19 protein-coding genes and 3 pseudogenes are annotated in these 20135 nt (G+C 70.1%); 11 read left to right on the forward strand and 11 right to left on the reverse strand.

Annotated features, from left to right (window positions below):
- Positions 1-212: 212 nt before the first annotated feature.
- Entirely contained in the window at positions 213-1685 is a 1473-nt protein-coding gene (locus AB0O76_RS38370; RefSeq protein WP_365501388.1) for a hypothetical protein, read from the reverse strand.
- A gap of 643 nt (positions 1686-2328) precedes the next feature.
- Here AB0O76_RS38370 and AB0O76_RS38375 point away from each other — a divergent pair.
- From AB0O76_RS38375 to AB0O76_RS38400, 6 genes and pseudogenes are all read left to right on the forward strand, one after another.
- Positions 2329-2718: pseudogene (locus tag AB0O76_RS38375) on the forward strand (ankyrin repeat domain-containing protein); the annotation flags it as partial.
- A 106-nt stretch (positions 2719-2824) separates the two neighbouring features.
- The gene (locus AB0O76_RS38380; RefSeq protein WP_365501390.1) at positions 2825-3691 is read left to right on the forward strand and encodes an AraC family transcriptional regulator; all 867 of its coding nucleotides are present in this window, start codon (positions 2825-2827) and stop codon (positions 3689-3691) included.
- A gap of 87 nt (positions 3692-3778) precedes the next feature.
- Positions 3779-4093: pseudogene (locus tag AB0O76_RS38385) on the forward strand (DNA alkylation repair protein); the annotation flags it as partial.
- 113 nt (positions 4094-4206) lie between these two features.
- A complete protein-coding gene (locus AB0O76_RS38390; RefSeq protein WP_365501392.1) occupies positions 4207-4851 on the forward strand; it encodes a calcium-binding protein in 645 nt (214 codons plus the stop codon).
- Positions 4852-5089: 238 nt separating this feature from the next.
- Positions 5090-5419: a hypothetical protein gene (locus AB0O76_RS38395; protein WP_365501394.1), complete on the forward strand. Its 330-nt coding sequence runs from the start codon at positions 5090-5092 to the stop codon at positions 5417-5419.
- A gap of 49 nt (positions 5420-5468) precedes the next feature.
- The gene (locus tag AB0O76_RS38400) at positions 5469-6011 is read left to right on the forward strand and encodes a hypothetical protein (protein ID WP_365501396.1); all 543 of its coding nucleotides are present in this window, start codon (positions 5469-5471) and stop codon (positions 6009-6011) included.
- 18 nt (positions 6012-6029) lie between these two features.
- Here the strand turns inward: AB0O76_RS38400 and AB0O76_RS38405 are convergent, their stop codons facing one another.
- Positions 6030-6563 (reverse strand): GNAT family N-acetyltransferase, encoded by a 534-nt coding sequence (locus AB0O76_RS38405; RefSeq protein ID WP_365501398.1) that lies wholly within the window; start codon positions 6561-6563, stop codon positions 6030-6032.
- Positions 6564-6611: 48 nt separating this feature from the next.
- On the opposite strand from AB0O76_RS38405, the gene AB0O76_RS38410 reads away from it, so the two are divergent.
- Positions 6612-7118, forward strand: coding sequence for a TetR/AcrR family transcriptional regulator (locus AB0O76_RS38410; RefSeq protein ID WP_365501400.1), 507 nt, complete (start codon positions 6612-6614; stop codon positions 7116-7118).
- Here AB0O76_RS38410 and AB0O76_RS38415 read toward each other — a convergent pair.
- The gene (locus AB0O76_RS38415) at positions 7094-7678 is read right to left on the reverse strand and encodes a cysteine hydrolase (RefSeq protein WP_365501402.1); all 585 of its coding nucleotides are present in this window, start codon (positions 7676-7678) and stop codon (positions 7094-7096) included. The two genes, AB0O76_RS38410 and AB0O76_RS38415, sit on opposite strands and share 25 nt — an antisense overlap.
- A 256-nt stretch (positions 7679-7934) precedes the next feature.
- On the opposite strand from AB0O76_RS38415, the gene AB0O76_RS38420 reads away from it, so the two are divergent.
- Positions 7935-8144: a hypothetical protein gene (locus tag AB0O76_RS38420; RefSeq protein ID WP_365501404.1), complete on the forward strand. Its 210-nt coding sequence runs from the start codon at positions 7935-7937 to the stop codon at positions 8142-8144.
- 14 nt (positions 8145-8158) lie between these two features.
- Here the strand turns inward: AB0O76_RS38420 and AB0O76_RS38425 are convergent, their stop codons facing one another.
- The 3 genes from AB0O76_RS38425 to AB0O76_RS38435 all read right to left on the reverse strand — a co-directional run bounded on the left by AB0O76_RS38425 (position 8159) and on the right by AB0O76_RS38435 (position 10465).
- Complete coding sequence (locus AB0O76_RS38425) at positions 8159-9223, reverse strand: class I SAM-dependent methyltransferase (protein WP_365501406.1); 1065 nt, start codon at positions 9221-9223, stop codon at positions 8159-8161.
- Between the two features lie 99 nt (positions 9224-9322).
- Positions 9323-9793 carry a hypothetical protein gene (locus tag AB0O76_RS38430; RefSeq protein WP_365501408.1) on the reverse strand — a complete coding sequence of 157 codons (471 nt, stop codon included), beginning with the start codon at positions 9791-9793 and terminating at the stop codon, positions 9323-9325.
- 30 nt (positions 9794-9823) lie between these two features.
- Positions 9824-10465 carry a LysE family transporter gene (locus AB0O76_RS38435; RefSeq protein WP_365501410.1) on the reverse strand — a complete coding sequence of 214 codons (642 nt, stop codon included), beginning with the start codon at positions 10463-10465 and terminating at the stop codon, positions 9824-9826.
- 132 nt (positions 10466-10597) lie between these two features.
- On the opposite strand from AB0O76_RS38435, the gene AB0O76_RS38440 reads away from it, so the two are divergent.
- Positions 10598-11050, forward strand: coding sequence for an Lrp/AsnC family transcriptional regulator (locus tag AB0O76_RS38440; RefSeq protein ID WP_365501412.1), 453 nt, complete (start codon positions 10598-10600; stop codon positions 11048-11050).
- Between the two features lie 9 nt (positions 11051-11059).
- Here AB0O76_RS38440 and AB0O76_RS38445 read toward each other — a convergent pair whose 3' ends face one another.
- Together AB0O76_RS38445 and AB0O76_RS38450 are read right to left on the reverse strand one after the other, a co-directional pair.
- Positions 11060-11584 (reverse strand): HAD domain-containing protein, encoded by a 525-nt coding sequence (locus AB0O76_RS38445; RefSeq protein WP_365501414.1) that lies wholly within the window; start codon positions 11582-11584, stop codon positions 11060-11062.
- A gap of 358 nt (positions 11585-11942) precedes the next feature.
- Positions 11943-14636 (reverse strand): SpoIIE family protein phosphatase, encoded by a 2694-nt coding sequence (locus AB0O76_RS38450; RefSeq protein ID WP_365501416.1) that lies wholly within the window; start codon positions 14634-14636, stop codon positions 11943-11945.
- A gap of 140 nt (positions 14637-14776) precedes the next feature.
- Between AB0O76_RS38450 and AB0O76_RS38455 the strand changes: the two genes are divergently transcribed.
- On the forward strand, positions 14777-15904 hold the full coding sequence (locus AB0O76_RS38455; protein ID WP_365501467.1) for a PP2C family protein-serine/threonine phosphatase: 1128 nt from the start codon (positions 14777-14779) through the stop codon (positions 15902-15904).
- A 248-nt stretch (positions 15905-16152) separates the two neighbouring features.
- On the opposite strand, the gene AB0O76_RS38460 is transcribed toward AB0O76_RS38455, so the two are convergent.
- The 3 genes and pseudogenes from AB0O76_RS38460 to AB0O76_RS38470 all read right to left on the reverse strand — a co-directional run bounded on the left by AB0O76_RS38460 (position 16153) and on the right by AB0O76_RS38470 (position 18136).
- On the reverse strand, positions 16153-16506 hold the full coding sequence (locus AB0O76_RS38460; protein WP_365501418.1) for a hypothetical protein: 354 nt from the start codon (positions 16504-16506) through the stop codon (positions 16153-16155).
- A gap of 326 nt (positions 16507-16832) precedes the next feature.
- A pseudogene (locus AB0O76_RS38465) lies at positions 16833-17138 on the reverse strand (chitinase); the annotation flags it as partial.
- 245 nt (positions 17139-17383) lie between these two features.
- A complete protein-coding gene (locus AB0O76_RS38470; protein WP_365501420.1) occupies positions 17384-18136 on the reverse strand; it encodes an aminoglycoside adenylyltransferase family protein in 753 nt (250 codons plus the stop codon).
- Positions 18137-18543: 407 nt separating this feature from the next.
- Here AB0O76_RS38470 and AB0O76_RS38475 point away from each other — a divergent pair, with 407 nt between their 5' ends.
- Positions 18544-20052, forward strand: coding sequence for a UDP-N-acetylmuramoyl-L-alanyl-D-glutamate--2,6-diaminopimelate ligase (locus AB0O76_RS38475; RefSeq protein ID WP_365501422.1), 1509 nt, complete (start codon positions 18544-18546; stop codon positions 20050-20052).
- Positions 20053-20135 lie beyond the last annotated feature (83 nt).

The raw sequence follows: 20135 nt of genomic DNA on the forward strand, positions 1-20135 counted from the left end.
GGGTCGGCCTGGTCAGTTCGCGGCCGTGGACGGACTCGATGGCGCAGGACGTAACACCGATGCGGTTGGGTCTGCGGGGGCCGCAGACCCTGGAGGGGCCTCACCGAAGGCGGACCGTACCTGTCGGTGTGATCTCGAAGCTGGGCATGGAAACGTTCTGTCTCTTTGGTCAGCGTCGCGCCCGGATGGGGACGACCGCGAGGGGGAGGGCGTCAGGCGCCGGGCCTGCCCAGCCCGGCCACCGCCCACTTCGCCCGTGTCGAGAGGCCGCTCAACGCCTTCGCCGACTGCTTGCCGACCGTGTTGAGCAGGAGCTTTCCATGCGCCATCGTCGCCCGCGCGAGGTCCGCATCGCCCGCCTCGACCGCGGCCAGCGTCAGCTCCAGGTGCTGTTCCGTGATCAGCCTGCCGAGCCCTCGGCGGTGCCACTCCGCCACCGTGCTGTCCAGAGCGGCGCCGCCGACGCCGACCGCCGACCGCGCCCGCTCCAGGGCTCGCCCCGCCGCCACGAGGTCGCCCTTGCCGCGCTCCAGGCGGGCCAGGATGTACGCCTCCGAGGCCCGGTCCCGTGCCGTGTCCTGGAGCGAGAGGAGGTTGAACTGGGCGCGGGCCGCCTGTGCGTGGTCGCCGATGCGCTCCAGCGCGCGGCTCAGTTCCCTGAGCCGGTCCGCGTGCGGGCCCGTGTCGTCCAGGAGGCGGATGAGCGCCGCTCGGGCGTGCTCGGTGCGCCCCTGCCGGTGAGCCAGCTCGATCCAGGTGAACTCGCTCTCCGCCTCCGCATCCGCATCCCGCCCGTGCCGCTTCGCCTCCTCTGCGCGGGCCCACTCCACGGCACCGGCGCCGTCGGTGACCTGCCCCGAAGTGGCCGACCGCAGCAGCGGAACATCCTGGTCCTGCCCGTACGACGCCACCAGCACCGCGGCAAGACGCCGCTCCTCGAACCACTCGCTCCGCTCGGCATCCTCGCGCTCCAGCAAGAAGCGCAGCAACGGCAGGTCGCCGTCCCGGCGGTCGAACTGCGCCGCCCGCAGCACCCCAGCCCGGAGCACCGGATCCGCGGCCGCCTCCTCCCGCGCGCCGAGGTCGCCGGAGCGCATCCGCTCCAAGGTCTCCCGTCCCGGGCCGAGGACGACGTCGCGCAGGCACTGCCGGTAGGAATCGTGCAGCCGATACGCGCACAGGTCACGGGAGTTGAGCAGGACATGGTCCGGTTCGGTGCGCCCGGCGGCCGAATCCGTCAGGGCGAAGAGCTCGACCAGCGGCCGGTCCGGCAGGCCGAGACCGCTGACCAACGCCGCCCGCTGCGCGTCCAGTTCAGGCGCGAACTCCTCGCGCGCTTCATCGTCCCCCGCACGCACCTGGGCCCGCAGGCCCTCCTCGTCCAGCTCGGCGGTGAGGCCTTCGCACCACTCGGGCAACCGGACGAGCATCTCGAGCGCCTCCCCGACACTGTCGGCGATCAGTACGGCGTCGCCCTCGGAGGACGCGTGGAGCACCGCCTGATCCGCGCACAGGAAGTACGTGCCGCCGGTGTCGTCGCCCGCGATCGGCTCCAGCGGCGCACCTGACGCCAGGTGTACGTCCTCGACGTGGTACGCCCGGCTCACGTCGAAGTTGAAGGGGAACGCGGCCAGTTCGGCCAGGTCGGGGCGGCTGCGCAGAAGCTCCAGTACGCGATCGGTCATACGACCGAACCCTAGCGAGACCGCGACAGCTGCCAGGCATCACCCACTGACAACGGCCACCCCGCACAAGCTCAGAAAGGAACAACCAGCCCGGCCTCACGCAGCCGAAGCAGCGCCCTGTCCATGCACTCGGCAACCGCCCTGCTCCCCGAGCCACTCCAGAACCAGCACCGTCGCATCTTCGACGCCGCTGTCCGGATCCGACTCGGCCCACCGCCCCCGTGTCCCGGTCATGCCCGCAACCCTATGCAGCGTCCCGCCGCGACCGGCACGACGTATGCACACCACGCTCAACGCACCACCACAGACACGCACACCCCGCATCAACCGAACGGCCGACACAGGGGTCGACCCAACGCCCCCGCAGCTCCGTCCGGTTCAGCGACCGCTCAGGCCCCCGGCCCGCCCGAGCATGGACAGTGCGGGCCCAGCGCACGCACACCGGCCCGCCCGCACATGACGCCCCGCAGCCCTCCTGCTCGTACCCCTCCTCGGCCTGGGCCTGCTCGCGACCGCCTGCGGCAGTCCCGCGGCCGACGGCAACGCCGCCGCCGAGCGCAAGCCGTCGGCCACCCGGTCCGACCCGCCCTCCCCCGCCACGAAGCCGCAGCGGACGGCCGCCGACCCCGCCGCCGGCCGGGACCTGCTCGACGCCGCGCGATCCGGTGACGCCGACGCGGTGCGCAGCGCCATCGAGCGGGGTGCCGATCTGGAGACCCGTGACAGCAGCCGCCGTACGCCGCTCCTCCTGGCCGCCACCGGCGATCACGTCGAGGCCGCCCGGCTGCTCGTCGATGCCGGGGCCGACCCCGACTACACGATCCTCAACCGGTACGGCGGCACCTCCCTCATCCCGGCCGGGGAGCACGGCCACGTCGCCTACATCCGGGAGGTCACCACCAACCCGGACATCGATGTGGACATCGACCACGTCAACAACCTCAGCTGGACCGCGCTGCTTGAGGCCGTCATCCTCGGCGACGGCGGGCGCGACCACCAGAAGACGGTGAAGCTGCTCCAGGACGCCGGAGCGGACGCCCGGCTCCTGCGCAAGTGATGCGTGCGATGCGTGATGTATGTGTAGTACTCAGGGAGTGCGGCCTTCCTGACGTGAGGGACGTAAAGGGAAGGAGCCCGAAGTGCTTGAGCGGCTGAACGAGGCGCTGGATCACATCGAGTCGCATCTCGATCAGCGGATCGAGGTGACCGATCTCGCGCGGATCGCGATGACGTCGGAGTACCACTTCCGCCGGATGTTCTCCGCACTGGCGGGGATCTCGCTGTCGGAGTACATCCGGCGCAGGCGGCTGACCATCGCGGGCGCGGAGGTGCTCGCCGGGGAGCGGACGCTGCTGGACATCGCGGTGCGCTACGGCTACGGCTCGGGGGAAGCGTTCGCGCGTGCGTTCCGTGCCGTACACGGTGTGGGGCCGGGTGAGGCCCGGCGGGACGGTGCCGCTCTGCATGCTCAGCCTCGGATGTCCTTCCGTCTCATCGTCGAGGGGAGCGGCAGCATGCGATACCGGGTCGTGGAGAAGGACCAGTTCCAGGTCGTCGGCAAGAAGGTCAGGGTCCCGCTGGTCCACGAGGGGATGAATCCGGCGATCGCGGACTTCATCCGCGGCATCGACGCGGACACGATGCAGCGCATCACCGCGCTCTCCGATCAGCAGCCGGAGGGCATCGTCGGAGTCAGCGACAACCTCGACCCGAGCCGGGCGGAGGGAACCGAACTCGACTACTACCACGCGGTGGTGACCTCGACCGCCGCACCGGAGGACCTGGACGCGCTCACCGTCCCGGCGGGGACCTGGGCGGTCTTCGAGAACTCCGGCCCGTTCCCGCACGCACTCCAGTACCTGTGGCGGGACGTGTTCACGCAGTGGTTCCCGTCCAATCCGTACGAGAGCAGGCCGGGACCCGAGATCCTGCGCACCCGCCTTTCGCAGGACGGGGCACAGGCGGACGCTGAGCTGTGGATCCCCGTGGAGCGCACCGCGGGCTGACCGTCGGACGCCGGCTTCCCTCATAGGCTGAATCGAATCTCGCACGCAAACTCGCACGCGATACAGACAGGAGGCTGAGGTGGCCGTGACGATCACGGTGTGAACCTCAGCAAGCTGCGCGCGCTCGCGAAGCGGCTGAAGACGCAGCAGGAACTCGCGTGCCTGCTCTGGGAGACGGGCGACACCGCGGCGAGACTGCTCGCGCTGCTGATCTGCCGCCCGAAGGCGTTCGGGCGTGACGAGTTGGACGCCATGATGCGCGAGGCGCGCACACCCAAGGTGCACGACTGGCTCGTGAACTACGTGGTGAAGAAGAGCCCGCACGCCGAAGAGCTGCGCCAGGCCTGGTCCGCCGACCCGGATCCCGTGGTCGCGAGCGCCGGCTGGGCGCTGACCACTGAAGGGGGAATGGTCGCGCGGCGGGTGAGCGGTCGAACATCGCTGGTCAGCAGGCGTTCCTTCCGCCCGCATCTGAAGCCGCGGTGAATGGCCTGATTTTACGTACCGCGTCGGCGGTGACGCTGGCTCTCGGTACGGGGCTGGCCGCTCCGCTCTTCCTGGCCGGCACCGCCGGTGCCGATACACCGTCGGCGACCGCCGCGTTCAGCGCGAGCGATCACGCGATCCTCTACACGGCCGCCTCCGGCCAGACCAACAAGGTGACCGTCACCGCGTCGAAGTCCGGCGGCTCCGAAGAGATCACCTACGTGATCGACGACGACGTTCCGGTCAGCGCGGGCGACGGCTGCTCCCACCCCGACGGCGCGGACGACACCAAGGTCTCCTGCACGGTCGCCACCCTGGAGAGCCAGGACCCGTACGCCACGCTGAAGCTGGCCCTCCGCGACGGCGACGACACGGTCGCCTACGACAACACCACCGACCAGACGTACTACTTCGCCTCGGCCGACCTGGGCGACGGCAAGGACACCGCGACCCACACCGGCGGCGTCGACGGCAACTCCGTCCGCGGAGGTGCGGGCGACGACAACCTCTCCGTGGGAGTGGCAGGGGTGGTGGGCGGCGGTGATGGCGACGACACGCTCCACGCCACCGACGGCAGCATCGCGCAGGGCGGCAGCGACGACGAGCTGTACGGCGGCCCCGGCCGGGACACCCTCTCCGGCGGCCCCGGCCGAAACATCGTCCACCAGGACTGACGCTCAGGACTGACGCTTCACACAGCGGGGCGTCAGCGCCTCGCTGTGGCGGTCAGCCATGCGAAGACTACGTACGCGAACTCGTCGCCGCCCCTGGCCTGTTCGGCACCCCGAAGCAGCTCAAGAGAACCTCTGAATCCCATGGAGGTTTCCCTGCTGCCGGTGACAAGGCGATCGGTGATCGGGGATCTTGTCTGCCTACGACAACAGTGCCGCTTCCGGCAGCAAGGACGTTTCCGTGATCGTGTTCCAGGCCGCATTCCTCCTGCTCCTTGCCATCCAGGCCCTGCTGGTCGTGCGGCGCGGCCGCGGCTGGATGCTGGAGTCGGCCGTCACCGCCGGGTTCGCCCTCGCCTTCCTTCTGCTGCCGCCCGACGGCGGCCTGCCCCTGGTGGAGACGGCGCTCAGGGTGTACGTGGCGGTGGGCATCGCCCCGCTCGTGGAGAAGGCCCTCCGCAAGGCCGGCACCCCGCGCACGGCCCTCGACGACTTCCGCGCCCCGCGCTTCTGGATGGCGGCAGCGGCCTGTGCGCTGCTCGCCGCCCTGGTCGCGCGCGTTCCGCTGTAGCGGTCGGCTCGGCCGCCCTTCGCCTCCGCCGGCGTGCCAAGGTGGGTTCATGACGACTCTCGCCCAGCTGCGCAAGGCCGCGCTGTCCCTCCCCGAGACCGTCGAGCAGGGCGTTCGCCCCGGCGTGATCTCGTTCGCCGTGCGCGACAAGCGCTTCGCCGCGGCAGACAAGGACAACTTCGTCCAACTCCACGTCCCCGCCGCGGAGTCGGACGAGGTCCTTGCGGCGCACCCGACCGCGGAGCGGCTGACGCGCGGCGCGACGGCAGTCGGCGTACGCATCCCGCTCGGGGACATCAACGGTCAGCAGCTCAACCACTGGGTACGTCGCGCCTGGATCGCGCGGGCGCCGAAGCGGCTCGCGGCGCAGACTACCGCCGGGGACGGCGCGAACGCGGGCGAGGTCGGTGATCTGCCCAGGGCCATCGGAGGTCCCGCCACGAGGGCGCTCAGCGCCGTCGGCATCACGACGCTCGCCCAGGTCGCCGAGCTGAGCTCCGGGGAACTCCTGGCGATGCACGGGGTCGGCCCGAAGGCGGTTCGCGTCCTCGGCGAGGCGCTCAGCGGTACGGGGCACTCGCTCAAGGACTGACATGAGCCCGTCGGCGGTTCAGCGGGGCTCTCCCGCCGGGTCGTCCTGCAGATCCAAGGACCAGTTCTGGCCGACGAGGTCGTGGCCGAAGCTGTGGTGGGGCGCCTGGTCGGTGAGGGTGAAGCCGAAGTGCTCGTAGATCTTGCGCGCCGACACCAGCACGTCGTTGGTCCACAGCGTCACCTGCCGGTAGCCCGCCTCGCGGGCGAAGGCCAGGCATTCCTCGACGAGACGGGCGCCGAGGCCGAGGCCCCGCGCGGCCGGAGTGACGAGCAGGATGCGGAGCTTGGCCACGCCCGGTTGGTCGCCTGCGACCAGGAAGACGCAGCCCGCGCGCTCACCGTCGACCTCGGCGATCCAGGCCGCCTCCGTGGCCGGGTCGTGCTTGGTTCCGTAGTCGGCGACGATCTTGGCCACCAGAACTTCGAAGTCGGTGTTCCAGCCGAACTGCTGGTCGTAGATCTCGCCGTGGGCCATCACCACCCAGCCCAGGTCTCCTGGACGGTCGGCGCGGCGCACGACGATGTGCCGCTGAGGGCCTCGGCGCGACATCGCTCCCTCTCCCATTCCAGTCGATCACCAACAGCTACTGACACACTCGTGTCACGCCTGGCCGACCTGTCGCTGCGGCCGCTGGCCGAGGCCATCGGCTCCAGCACTCGGGTGTTGATGTTCCTGTTCGGCAACAAGGACGGGCTGGTGCGGGCGCTCCTCGAGCGGGCCCGCACCGACGAATTGGCGCTCCTGGACCGCGTAAGGGCGGCCGACCGGCCCATCGGGCTTGTTCCGGCGGTCGACGAGGTGTGGAGGTGGCTCGCCGCCGACGAGCACCGTCCGCTGCTGCGGCTGTGGGCCGAGGCGTATGCCCGCTCCCTCGTGGAACCCGACGGGGCGTGGGCCGGGTTCGCCCGTACGACCGTGACGGACTGGCTCGATGTCCTGGCCGCCTGCCAACCGCCCTCCGAGCGCGACACCGAAGAGGGTGCCGCCCGCCGCACCCTGGCCCTTGCGGTGCTCCGGGGCGCTCTGCTCGACCTCCTCGCCACGGACGACGAGCGCCGGATCACCACCGCCGTCCGGCATCAACTCGCCCTGCTGCGCGGCTGATCCGCCGCGACGGCTTTCACCCAGTCCTCCACGGCGACGACGTCCGCCCACTGCGGGAACAGCTTCTCGGTGAGGAAACTGTGCGCCTCGGGGTCGAGGTCGAGGCAGGCGTCGTGCAGCACCGTGAGACCGAAGTCCAGGTCATTGGCCTGGCACAGGGTGTACAGCACCACGGCGCTGGTGGCGATGCCCGTGAGGACGAGGCTGTCGATGCCACGTGTCCTGAGCACCAGGTCGAGGTCGCTGCCCGAGAACGCACTTCCCCGCCGCTTGGTGACCACGATGTCGCCCTGCCGCGGCGCGACGTCGTCGTGGATGCCGGTGCCGGGGTCGCCCTCGGTGAACAGACCGGCCTGCACGGCGGAGGTGACCGCGCGGTTGTGCGGGCTGACGTCGGGCGTGCCTCGCCGCAGCGCGATGACCACGTAGATCACGGGTATGTCCGCCGCGCGGGCACCGTCGATCGCCCGCCGCAGGCGGGTCAGATATCCGGAGCCGTCGTCGGCCATGGCGACGATGTCCCGTTGGACGTCCATCACCAGGAGAGCGCTGTTCGGCATGCTTGCCGTCCCTTCTTCCTTCACCGGAGTTCCCTTCAACGGATTCCTCAACGGGACTCCGCTCAACAGGAATTCCATCACTCCCACCGGGAACCAACCATTCGGGTCGGACAGGGGCGTTTTAGCGTCATCCGCTCCCGAACGGCCCGTGCCGCAGCACGTTGTGACCTACACAGGAAGCACGGCAGGAGGACGACGGGCCGCGGGACGGCAGGCACCCCCGAGCGTGGCTGCCGCGCGGGTGAGGGGGGACGCGGTGCTGACCATCAACGTGGCGGTGCTTCTGGCGATCATCGTCGTCGTACGACTCCGGCGCCGCACCGAGGCCAGAAGCCGCAACGACGAACGGCTCACCGTCGTCATCGTCCTCGTGCTCGGCATCCTCATCGCCCCCACCGAGCTCGGGCAGGGCATCCTCCGCGTGACCGGCCAACTCGCCGACGGCATCACGCAGGCGAGCCGCTAGCGGGACCCGACCGGTCAGGCGGCGACGGTCCGCGCCACGTAGTAGGCGTTGAGCGGGTCACCTTCGATCGACTTGATCTGTACGTCGGTGAAGCCGGCCTCCGCGAGCATCCGCCGTGCGGTCTGCTCGCCCCACATGGTGCCGAGTCCCGCGCCGCCGGTGCTCAGCGACGTGGTCATGCAGTAGAAGACCGAGAAGCCGAAGAGGGCGGGCCCGAAGGGGTGGTCGAGGTTCTCCTCCAGCTTGCTGGACGCGGCGATGTCGCACATCAGGAACGTGCCGCTGTCGCGGAGCGAGGCGGCGATGGCGTTCAGGGTCTCCTGAGGCCGGGCCAGGTCGTGGATGACGTCGAAGGCGGTCACCAGGTCGTAGCGTCCCGTGATCTGTGTCGCGTCGCCGACCGTGTAGTGGACGTTGTCCAGGGAAAGGCGTTCGGCCTCCTCGCGGGCGGCCGCGATGCCTTCCTCGGACTGGTCGAGGCCGTGGAAGAGGCTGCGCGGGAACGCCTTGGCCAGGACGAGCGGGGCGTGCCCCTGGCCGGTGCCCACGTCCAGGGCATCGATGCCCTTGCTCAGCTGTTCGGTGAGGCCGGGGACGAGCGGGATGACCGTGTCGACGAGGGCCGCGTCGTACACACGGGCCGTCTCCTGCGCCTGGAGTTCCTGGAAGCGGGGGTAGGCCGAGTACGGGACTCCGCCGCCCTCGCGGAAGGCCTTGAGGACCTGCTGCTCCACCTCGCCCATCAGCCCGATGTAGGGCGTCATCCCGGCGATGTTGTCGGGTCCTGCGGCCGTGGTGAGCGACGCGGCATGCTCGGGCGGCAGCAGGTACGTCTCGCCGTCCGGCTCGTACTCCACGACACCACCCAGAACCATGCCGCCGAGCCACTCGCGTACGTAACGTTCGTCGAGCTGCGCCGCCTTGGCTATGTCGTCACTGGTGGAGGGCGGCAGCGTACTCATCGTGTCGAAAAGGCCGGCCTGGTGACCGGTGCTGACAAGGAGGGCAAGCACCCCCTTGTTGAGCACGTCGACCATCAGGCCGGCGAATTCTTCCTGCCGCACGGGGTCCAGTGTCATGGTCCCTCCTCAGAACGGCATGGCCTTTGCGCCCCGTTTATTACGTTACGCCCCTTCGCTGTGGCGGCGATGGGGGCCGGAGCGGCCCGTCGGCCGGGGTCAGATGCCTTCCGGCCAGGCGGTTCTGCCGCCCCGAACCGTGAGCGGCTCGGCCTTGTCCGCTTCGTAGAACCGGATCGATCCGACATGGACGGAGCCGTCGGCCCGCTGGTGGCGGTCACTCGCCCTGACCGCAAGCCAGCCCAGCAGTTCACCGAGCCGGTCCCAGTCGTCCGGGTGGACCTCCTGCCGGGCGGTCAGGGCCCACCCGTCCGCCTGCCGGACCAGCTCGGAGGTGAGCACGCCGCCGACCTTCCATGCCGCACCGCGGCCGGCCAGGAGGGGCGCCGGCTCGTTCTCCACGACGGGCTCACCGAAGTCGTTCACCACCACGACCGGGAATTCGCGCACGATGCCCAGCCTCCCCGGCTCCGGCCCCGCCCCGAGGTGCCACTGGAGCTCCGCGATCTCCCCCTCGGAGAGGTCGCCTCCCAGGTCCAGAGCGACCGCGACTTCGTAGATGTCTGCCATGGCAGCACCGTAAGGCAGCGGGCTCGGCCCTTATGCGGCCAGGCGTTCGGCCATCAAGAGCACGCCGATCAGGATCATGGCCGCGCCCGAGGCGCGGGTGACGGCACGGGCTGCGGCGGGACGGGCCCGCAGGACGGTGCGGGCCAGGACGCCCACGCCGAGGTAGACCACCGCGCAGCTGAGTGTGTGCACCATGCCGAGCGCGCCGAGCTGGGCGGCCAGCGGCCAGTCTGCGGCAGGGGTGGTGAACTGCGGGAGTATCGCGAGGAAGAGCAGCAGGGCCTTGGGGTTCAAACCGCTGATGCCCGCCCCCTTGAGAATCCCGGCAGCCCGGGACGCGCCGCCGGTGGCGCCCTCCGGGACCCCCGATGCGTCCGTCGCCTCACCGGGTGTTCCGGGCCGGGCCAGGGCCGAGGCGCCCAGCCATATCAGGTACGCGGCGCCGGTCACGGTCAGCGCCGTGAGCACGCCGGGGCTGCTCGCCACCGCGGCGGCCACCCCGCCCGCGACCACGGCGGTCAACGCCACGTAACCGAGCACCAGACCGCTCACGGCCGGCACCACCGAGCCTCCGCGCAGGCCGGCCGTGATGGCGTACGCCCAGTCCGCGCCCGGGACCAGGATGAGGAGGACGGACACCGCCCAGAAGGCGGTGATGGTGCTGATGGCCACGGAAACACTTCTCCTATGAGCGCGATTGATGTGCGATCGAGTCGCGGTGCACAGAGAAGATTAGTTCCGATTTGACCAAAGATGTTTCCAAGTATGATCGCCAGGGCGGTATGTCGTGGAAGAATCTCCCCCATGGATGATGTGGACCGGAAGATTCTTGCCGAGCTCCAGGACGACGGCCGGTTGACCGTCACCGAGCTCGCCGCCCGCGTACGGCTCAGCCTCTCGCCCTGCCACCGCAGGCTGCGCGAGCTGGAGCGCAGCGGCGCCATCCGCGGCTACCGCGCGATCCTCAACACCCAGCAGGTGGGTCTGACGTTCGAGGCGCTCGTCTTCGTCACCATGCGCCAGGAGGACCGGGACACCGTCGCCGACTTCGAGGCGGCCGTCGCGGACATCCCCTACGTGGTGCAGGCCCAGCGGCTCTTCGGCGACCCCGACTTCCTGCTGCGCATCGTCAGCCCCGACCTGCCCGCCTTCCAGCGGCTGTACGACGAGAAGCTGGCCACCCTGCCCGGAGTGATGCGGCTCAGCTCCACGCTCGTCATGAAGCACGTGGTGCAGGAACGCCCGCTGCCGCTGTGACGGACCCCCTCAACCTCCGTGCAGGCGAAGCCACTTGTCGAGGACAGTGAAGTCCGCGTCGGTGAGGCCGATTCGGGCATCGACACGATGCAGCAGGGCGGGCCGCGGGTGGTGCGCCTCCACCCACGCGCGGTCGGCGTCCGTGATCTCGTCGTCCACCCAGGCGAAGGGCCGCCCGGCCGCCCGGCCAACCAAGGCGCGGGTCTTCCAGTGGAGCCCACCCGCCTCGTCATCGTCGGACGGCTCCGGCCAGCTCACCACGGGGAGTTCGGGCAGGCCGAGCCAGGGTGCGACGCAGTCGTTGGCGTCGGACATCCATGTCGTGGCCCACACCAGTTCGCAGGGCAGCGCCCGCAGGCGGCGGCCGTGCGCCGGATCGATCCTGGTGATCAGCGGGTTCGCGTCCGCCATCGCGGGCGCGAATCCGCTGTCGTACGTCGGGTATCCGTCGGGAAGCTGTTGCCGGGTCGCTCCGAAGGGAATGAGCGGGCCGTCGACGTCGAGGAAGAGGAGAGGCAGCGTGGAACCGATCACGCCTGCACGGTAGCGATGTTCAGGCACGCGGCGGTCGGCTCGCGCCGTTCTCCGGGCGCCGTGCCAGGAAGACGAACTCACGCCCCGGCCGATGAGGCGGCAGGCCATCAGGTCGGCCACGGCCAGGTGAATCCTCTGCGGAGAGCAACAGCAGGTTGCCGTGAACGACGACGAGATGCTGCCGGTAACGGAACCCGGCAGTACGGGCACAGGCGCCCGGCTGATGGCCGAACTCGGCCTGATCGCTCACGGCGCCTGCTCGGCTGTGCGATGGAGTTCGGCCCAACCTGCCGCAAGTTGGGCGTCTTCCAGTCCATGGGCCGCGTCGGATCACCTTCGTTCTGGTACAGGATCGCGTTCACTGTCCATGTGCCGTGGCCCCCGGCAGTGTCTGTTCGGCCCAGATCACCTTGCCCTGGGGGGTGTACCGGGTCCCCCAGCGCTCGGCTATCTGGGACACCAGAAACAGGCCCCGGCCTCCCTCGTCCGTCGTCGCGGCGTACCGCAGATGCGGTGAGGTGCTGCTGCCGTCGGCCACCTCGCAGATCAGCGTACGGTCGTGGATCAGCCGTACGTGGATCGGCTCGGAGCCATAGCGGATGGCGTTGGTGATGAGCTCACTCAGGACGAGTTCCATGCTGAAGCCGAGCTCGGACAGGCCCCACTCGTCGAGCTTTTGGGACACGGCGTCGCGCATCCCCGCGACGGCGGCCGGGTCGAGCGGCACATCCCAGTCGGCGATCCGGTCGGACGGCAGTCCCCGGGTGCGGGCGATGAGCAGGGCGACGTCGTCCTGGGGACGCCCGGGCAGCAGCTCGGCCAGCACGGCCTGGCAGCTCTCCTCGGGCGGCCGGTCAGGGTGGCCCGCCAGCGCATCACGCAGCAGTTCCATTCCCACGTCCAGGTCGCGCCTGCGGTCCTCGATGAGGCCGTCGGTGTAGAGGACGAGCTGGGCGCCCTCCGCGAGCTCCAGCTCGGCGGTCCGGAACGGCATGCCGCCGAGGCCGAGAGGAGGCCCGGTCGGCAGGTCCGCAAAGGTGACGGTGCCGTCGGGGTGGACGAGTGCGGGCGCCAGGTGCCCCGCACGCGCCATGACACAGCGGCGCGTCACGGGGTCGTAGATCGCGTACAGGCAGGTGGCCCCCACGACGCCCGCGGCACTGTCAGTCCCCACCTCGTCCTGGTCGATGCGGCCGACCAGGTCGTCCAAGTGGCTCAGCAGCTCGTCGGGCGGCAGATCGAGTGTGGAGAAGTTGTGCACCGCGGTCCGCAGCCGCCCCATCGTGGCGGCTGCGTGGAGGCCGTGGCCGACCACATCGCCGACGACCAGCGCCACCCGGCTCCCCGGCAGGGGAATCACATCGAACCAGTCTCCGCTCACGCCCGACTGGGCGGGGAGGTAGCGGTAGCCGACGTCGAGGGCGCTCTGCTCGGGCAGGGCCCGCGGCAGCAGGCTGCGCTGGAGGGTGACCGCCACGGCGTGTTCGCGGGTGTAGCGGCGGGCGTTGTCGATGCCGACCGCGGCACGGGCCACCAGTTCCTCCGCCAGAGACAGTTCCTCCTCGTCGAAGGGCTCGCGCTGCTCGGAGCGCCAGAAGTTGGCCATGCCAAGGACGACGCCGCGGGCCTGGATCGGGGCGGCGATGAGGGAACGGATGCCGTAGTCAATGATCTCCTTGGTGCGCTCCGGGTCCTGTGCGTGCCAGCCCGTGGCGGTCGACAGGTCGGCCACCAGCTCGGAGTGACCGCTGCCGTAGCCGCGCGCCTGGGGCGTGGAGGGCAGAAAGTCGATCAGCCGACCCTTCTCATAGAGCGGATGGTCGTCCCGGATGCCGCACACGGCCGTGCGTCGCATGGTCGGTGTGGCGGGGGCCGGCTCCTCGCCCTGCAGCACGGCGTCGGCCAGGTCCACGGTGACGAAGTCGGCGAAGCGAGGGACGGCGACCTGTGCCAGCTCCTCGGCGGTGCCACGCACGTCCAGGGTGGTGCCGATGCCGAGTCCGGCGTCGTACAGCAGCTTGAGCCGTTCCCGTGCGATCTCGGCCTTGCCGGTCACGGCCTGCAGCTCGGTGGAGTCGCGCAGCGTCACCACCGTTCCCTTGGGGCCTCCGCCGCGATCCGTCGGCCGCTGGTTGACCGCAAGGAGCCGCTCTCCGGCGAAGTGCACCTCGTCGGTGACCTCGCGTCCGGAGACGAGCAGACCCACTGTCTCGGGGTCGAGGCTCGACAGTTCCGACACGAGTCGCCCCTCGACGTCCGGGGGCAGCTCAAGGAGCCGTTTGGCCTCGTCGTTCGCCAGCAGCAGCCGTCCGTTGCCGGCGACGATGAGCACCCCTTCGCGCACGGAATGCAGTACCGCGTCGTGATGCTCGTACATCCGGGTCATCTCGTCCGGGGCCAAGCTGTGGGTCTGCCGTCGCAGCCGCCTGCCCACCAGCGCCGTCCCGCCGGTGGCCACCGCGAGCGCCCCGGCCCCGGCGCCCAAGATGATCGGTAGTTGCCGGTCCACCTGATTGGTCACATTCTTGACCTTCAGCCCGGCGGAGACGAGGGCCACCACCTTGCTGTCGGCGTTCTCGACGGGGACGATGGCCTGCACCTCGCGGCCGAGCGGGCCGTGGACGCTTTCCGTGTAGACCTTCCCTGCCAGCGACGGTCCGATGGTGCCCACGAACCGCTTGCCGATGCGGTCCGGCAGGGGGTGGGTGTAGCGGATGCCCTTGGTGTCCATGACCACGATGAAGTCGACGCCGGCGGCCTTGCGCCCCACCTCGGTGAGCGGCTGGAGAATCTTGGTCGGGTCGGGGCTCCGCAGTGCCGCCAGGACACCGGGAGAGTGCGCGAAGGTCTGCGCCACGGCTACGGAACGGCGCTTGGCCTCCTCGTTGGTGTCCCGCTCGGACTGCAGGACGAGGGCAATGACGGCGCAGGCCACGAGCAGCACTACGACGGCCACCTGGAGCACGAACACCTGCCCGGCTACGCTTCGCGGACTCTTGCTGACAAGTGGCCTGAGCAATAGGCGACGAAAACGGGCGAAAAGACTCGCCATGCAACCTTTCTAACACTGGCGATCCGGAGCGGCCAGGGCCCGCCCGAGGAGTGATCCCCACCCGGCTGGACCTTGGACGGCCGATCGCCGCGCATGAGTACATACCCCAGCAGGGATAAATGCCCACTTCGACCGATATGATGCATTTCGTGATCACGTTCGGATGGCTGCGACGCCGTCGTCCGCCCTACGGCGACAGGTGGGACGCTGCCCATCTGTCACCGGTGATCCTTACCGTCCTCATCGCCGGCCTGGCGTTCTCCACACCTAGGCAGATTGCCGTCAGTCGCCTTCTGCCCGCCGCCCCCGCCCTCGCCGCCGCCATGTGGCCCGTGCTTCCCACGATCCTGCTGGGGGCGTTCTGCCTGTTGGTCATGATCAGCCTCAGCTTCTTCTACGCCGATCTGGGGACGCAATACACGGCAGCCGCGATCGTCGCAGTCACCCTGGCGGCCGCATACGCAAGCCATGTCCGTCTCCAGCGGGAGGAAATACTCTTCCAGGTCCGGCTCGTCGCCGACGCAGCCCAGAAGGTGCTGCTGCGCCCCCTGCCGCGCCGCTTCGAGGACGTCGAGATCGAGTCGCTGTATCTGGCGGCCCAAGAGCAGGCCCGGATCGGCGGCGACTTCTATGAGGCGGCCGACACACGCTACGGGGTCCGGCTGCTCATCGGCGACGTTCGGGGCAAGGGCCTGTCCGCGGTGGGGGCGGCCTCGGCGGTGATCAGTTGCTTCAGGGAGGCCGCGTACGACGAGCCCGACCTGAGGGGCATCGTCCATCGTCTGGAGACCAGCATCGCCCGCCATAGCGCTGCGTTTCTCGCCCCGGATCTGCCGGAGCACTTTGCCACCGCGCTCATCGCCGAGATCCCGCACGGCGGCGGCCACGTCAGACTTCTCAACTGCGGGCACCCTCCACCACTGCTTGCGCATCGCGGGAAGATCCGCGTCCTGGAGCCCACCACCCCCTCGGCGCCTCTCAACCTCGCAGCACTCATTGGTGACTACTACTGCGTCGACACCGTGGCCTTCGCCCAAGGCGACCAGCTGCTGCTCTACACCGACGGCGTATCGGAGACCCGGGACCGCACCGGCGAGTTCTTCCCGCTGCCGGACTGGATGCGGCGGCAGGGCCCGGAGCAGCCCCGCGAGCTGCTCGACCGGCTTCACCGGGACCTGCTTCACTACAGCGGCGGAAGGCTCGACGACGACATCGCGGCCCTCGCGGTGAGGTGCCCGAACGCCCAGGGCCAGGAGCACCCGGCGTAGGTGGCTCGCCTTCGGGCAAGACGAGGCTCGACTGGCGCCCGAACGTGAGGGCGCTGTCAGCCTCGTGGCGGCAGTCGGCGGCGTCGAGCGCCGCGGTCAGCTCCTCCCGCAGAGTCGTGGCCTCGTACGCCTCGGAGTCCGGCAGGACCAGCGGCGGGAGTTTCGCGGTCGAGCCGGGCCACAGGTGAATTCCGATGCCGGTGCGGGCGAAGTCGACGAGGACGTCGAGCAAGGTCACGTCGGTGGCCTCAGTGGAACTCGTGGATCAGCTGGATCTCGCCGACGATATGGGCGTTGAAGTCGTCGAGCTCTTCGGCCGGCACCCACAGTTCGAGGATCGTGCGGCCGCCGGCCCGCTGGACGGGGTAACGGCTGACGAAGTCCGTGTCGACCTCGAAGCGGGTGACGAAACCGGCTCCGTCGTGCTTCACGTTCCAGTCCCGCGCGATCCTGATCGCGTAGTCCTCGTTGAGGACCGGGTAGAAGATCGGCTGCTCGGGCAGGCGGGGCGGCCAGGCGCGCCAGTTCAGCTCGCGGACCAGGTCCAGCTCCTTGGGGCCCGTCGGGCGCCACAGGGTCGTCGTTGCTTGCCGGGTGGTCATGAGGGGGTCGCTCTCCGGGGGTTGGCGGCTGCCGTTCGAATTTTCGAATTACGGCTGGTCGGAGAGGGGAAGATACCGGGTCCCCGGGCCTGGGGGCCACGTCGTTTCGAACTCCCCTATCACGGCGTCATGTTCGAGGGTCGAGATCGCGACGAACTTCGCTCGCGGGCGGCTCCTGGGCGGACTGTTCCAGTTGTCCGGCCTTTGCGCTCTGCGCGGTGACTGGCATGGCGCGATGCGTGGTCCGGAAGATCGCCGGTCGCCGTCCTCATGGCGTCGTTTCCTCCGGGCCCGTGGCCGAACCCGTAGCGGTCGGCTCGTTGTCATCCGCCCGTCTCGTGACTGACGTTCGCCAGGAAGGCCGCGGCCTCCTGCTTGCGTACGGTGTCGCTGCCGGTCCCGGTGAACTCGGGATAGGCGCTGAGCGCGTCCGTGAGGCCGCTGTAGGTGTAGAAGGAGTTCCGGTTCGGGAACATCTGGTTGAACTGGGCCTCGCTGACGATGAATTCGGCGGCGGCCCGCTCCTTCGCGTCCGACTTCTCCGCGGAGGCGTTGGGGGCGATGGTCAGCAGGGTGAGGGCGGCGGCGGACGCCGTCGCGGTCAGCGTGGCGGCGAGTACACGGGGACGCATGAGCGATCACTCATCGGGCGGACCGGGGCATGCCGGGGGCACGGCCGTCTGCCGTGGGGTGGGGGTTGAGCGGCCAGGAGCGCACCGGCACACCGGAGCTGCGGCTATCCGGAATGACCCCTGCCGCCGTTGAACTAGACCATACCGAGTGACGGATTCACGTCAAGAGGGCTGCGGACAACGGCAGTTGAGAGACATGTACTACCAGGCATGTCATTCGCTGCCCGCCGCGGCCAGTTCCTCGATCACTTCGGTGATGTATGCGGCCCAGGGGCCCACCAGCGGCTGTAGTTCGCCCAGCGCTCCCTCTCCCCCGTGACGTACACGGCGCGTGCGTGGGCGAGCACGGGCCGGTGTTCCTCCGGGAGCCGGGCGAGGGCCCAGTCCGCCGCGGCGTCCTTGGACGTGATGGTCCCGGTCGCCAGGGTCAGCCAGATCCGGGCCAGCGTGAGGACGACGTTGCGGGTGTCGGCCGCGAGGTCCGCGAGGTTCGCGATGTCCGCGAGCAGGTCCGGTACGCCGGCGAGCATCGCGCGCGTGAGGTCCGCACGCGGGACGGGGGCAAGCACCTCACCCGGCGGCGGTCCGGCCAAGGGCGTGGCGGCCATCAGCACCATCGTGATCAGGGGTGCGAGATCGGGGCTCGGCACCGGCGACGGCAGCCGCCCGCGCTCGTACTCCTCGCGCAGCCACTCCCCGTACTGGAACTCGCACCGCGGCGGGTACCTCCACGGGCCGACCTCGCGCCGCACGACGACGGTCAGCTCGACGGGCCGCACGGTCTCGCCCCGCGGCGGCCACGAGGAGACGTCAAGGAGCCCTTCGACGAGCCGCCGCCGCTGCCGGGCCGAGAGCGGCCGCTCCACGACGGCGAACACATCGACGTCGCTGTACGGGCGCAATCCGCCGAGCCGGGCAGAGCCGTACAGATAGACGCCTACGAGGTCCGCGCCGAACGTCTCGCGGAGCAGGTGAACGGTGTCCTCGGTCTGTGTCACTGCGGTCCTTTCCCTGCACGGCAGGGGTGTGATGTGCGGCATCGGCGGATGAACCGGTCGTGATCGTAGGAAGGTCGGGAGCCCCGGAACCAGCGGGTTTCCGACGCGGCGGCGGCGAGTCGTGGCGGACGTACACTGAAGCGGTGTCGGGCAGGCCCCTGCTCCGCCCGGCCACCTGTGGTCAGCCCTCCACGGCCCGGATCCCGTCCGACGCGACCGGCCGGCCGTGCGGCACACAGGTAGCGATCCTCGGCCGTCCCGGCCCTCGGCCCGCACGCAGATATCCCCCTGCGGGGCCCGCTCGCCCAACGCGTCACACCGCGGATTCCGGTTCACCGTCGCCCTTGCCCTCGCCCGTCCGGCCGGGCCTGCGCGGCGTGCCGCCGGCCGCCTTCGAGGGGACACATATGAATCTCAGCGCACTGCTCCATGGGCACGACCACGACGTTCTGCACGGTGACCCGGGAGTGCCGGTCACCGAGGGAATGACCTTCGACGCCGGGCAGGTCAGGTCCGGCTCGCTGTACATCGCCGTTCCCGGGCACGAGGAGGGCGGGCCCGGGGGCATCACGCGGGCCCTGGAGCGGGGAGCGGTGGCGGTTCTCGTCGAGGACGGCGGGGCGCCGGAGGGCGGGGTGCCGGAGGGCGGGGTGCCGGAGGGCTGGGCGGCCGGGCAGGCGTGCGTGGTGCGGGTGGCCGACACGCGGGTCGCGGCCTCGCTCGTCGCCTCCCGCTATTACGGGGAGCCCGGGCGTGCGATGGATGTCGTGGCGATCACCGGTACGAACGGCAAGACCTCGGTCTCGTACATGGTCGAGTCGGCTCTTCGTCTCGCGGAGGGCGCGAAGGTGGGGGTGATCGGCACCTCGGGCAGCCGGATCGGTCAGGAGCGGATCCCGATGCCGCGGTCGGTGCTGAGCACCCCGGAGTCGCCGGACCTCCACTACCTCCTCGGGCACATGCGTGACCGGGACACGGGCAGCGTGGTCCTTGAGGCGACGTCCATGGGTCTGGTGCAGAGCCGCCTCGACCATGTGCCCGTCGACATCGGCGTGTTCACCAATCTCACCCAGGATCACCTGGACGACCACGGGACCATGGCGCACTACAAGGACGCCAAGCTGCGCCTGTTCGGCGGGCTGTGCGACCGTGCGGTGGTCAACGCCGACGACCCCGTCAGTGCCGAGATCCTGGCCCTGATGCCGCGCGCGGTGACCACCTACGGCCTGGACGCGCCGGCCGACTACCGGGCGAGCGATCTGGTCGTGGATGCGGTGGGCAGCCGCTTCACGCTCCATCACGACGGCCGCAAGTATCCGGCCGCGATCCCGGTCCCGGGCCGTTTCTCGGTGTCCAACGCGCTTGCCGCCCTCGCGGTGTGCCATCTTCTCGGGCATGAACTCCCGGCGCTTGTCGCGGCCTTGGACCGGATGCCGCCGACTCCGGGCCGGCTGGAGCGCTTCACCACCGCGCGGGGCGTGTGTGTGATCGTCGACTACGCGCACTCCCCCGACTCGTTGGAGAAGGTCCTCGCCACGATCCGCGGTTTCGCCACCGGGGCGGTGATCACCGTCTTCGGCTGCGGCGGCGACCGTGACACCACGAAACGTGCCCTGATGGGAGAGATCGCCGGCCGCCACTCCGACCTGTGCGTCCTCACCACGGACAATCCGCGCGACGAGGACCCGGAGCGCATCCTGGACCAGATCGTCCCCGGCCTGATGTCCACCGCGACGCCGTTCCACCGCGTGGCCGACCGCCGCGCGGCGATCGCGTGCGCGCTGTCCGCCGCGCGTCCCGGCGATGTCGTCCTGGTCGCGGGCAAGGGCAGCGAGCCCCACCAGATCGTCGGTGAACTGCTCCTGCCCTTCGACGACATGAGCGTGGTCCGCGAACTCGCTGCTGCTGCCGGGTGATCCCGGCGCCGTGCCCGCGCGGCGGCTTCGCGGGTCGATGACCCCGCTCGGTGAGTGTGCGAATCGTCCGTCGCGCCGCTCCG

It is taken from the genome of Streptomyces sp. NPDC086554 (assembly GCF_040686095.1).
In the GTDB taxonomy this organism is placed as follows: Bacteria; Actinomycetota; Actinomycetes; order Streptomycetales; family Streptomycetaceae; genus Streptomyces.

Coding starts and splice junctions, on each gene's coding strand:
- AB0O76_RS38370 (WP_365501388.1), bottom strand. CDS start 1,685: ATGACCGATCGCGTACTGGAGCTTCTGCGCAGCCGCCCCGACCTGGCC.
- AB0O76_RS38400 (WP_365501396.1), top strand. CDS start 5,469: ATGACGACTCTCGCCCAGCTGCGCAAGGCCGCGCTGTCCCTCCCCGAG.
- AB0O76_RS38405 (WP_365501398.1), bottom strand. CDS start 6,563: ATGTCGCGCCGAGGCCCTCAGCGGCACATCGTCGTGCGCCGCGCCGAC.
- AB0O76_RS38415 (WP_365501402.1), bottom strand. CDS start 7,678: ATGCCGAACAGCGCTCTCCTGGTGATGGACGTCCAACGGGACATCGTC.
- AB0O76_RS38425 (WP_365501406.1), bottom strand. CDS start 9,223: ATGACACTGGACCCCGTGCGGCAGGAAGAATTCGCCGGCCTGATGGTC.
- AB0O76_RS38430 (WP_365501408.1), bottom strand. CDS start 9,793: ATGGCAGACATCTACGAAGTCGCGGTCGCTCTGGACCTGGGAGGCGAC.
- AB0O76_RS38440 (WP_365501412.1), top strand. CDS start 10,598: ATGGATGATGTGGACCGGAAGATTCTTGCCGAGCTCCAGGACGACGGC.
- AB0O76_RS38450 (WP_365501416.1), bottom strand. CDS start 14,636: ATGGCGAGTCTTTTCGCCCGTTTTCGTCGCCTATTGCTCAGGCCACTT.
- AB0O76_RS38455 (WP_365501467.1), top strand. CDS start 14,777: ATGCATTTCGTGATCACGTTCGGATGGCTGCGACGCCGTCGTCCGCCC.
- AB0O76_RS38460 (WP_365501418.1), bottom strand. CDS start 16,506: ATGACCACCCGGCAAGCAACGACGACCCTGTGGCGCCCGACGGGCCCC.
- AB0O76_RS38475 (WP_365501422.1), top strand. CDS start 18,544: ATGAATCTCAGCGCACTGCTCCATGGGCACGACCACGACGTTCTGCAC.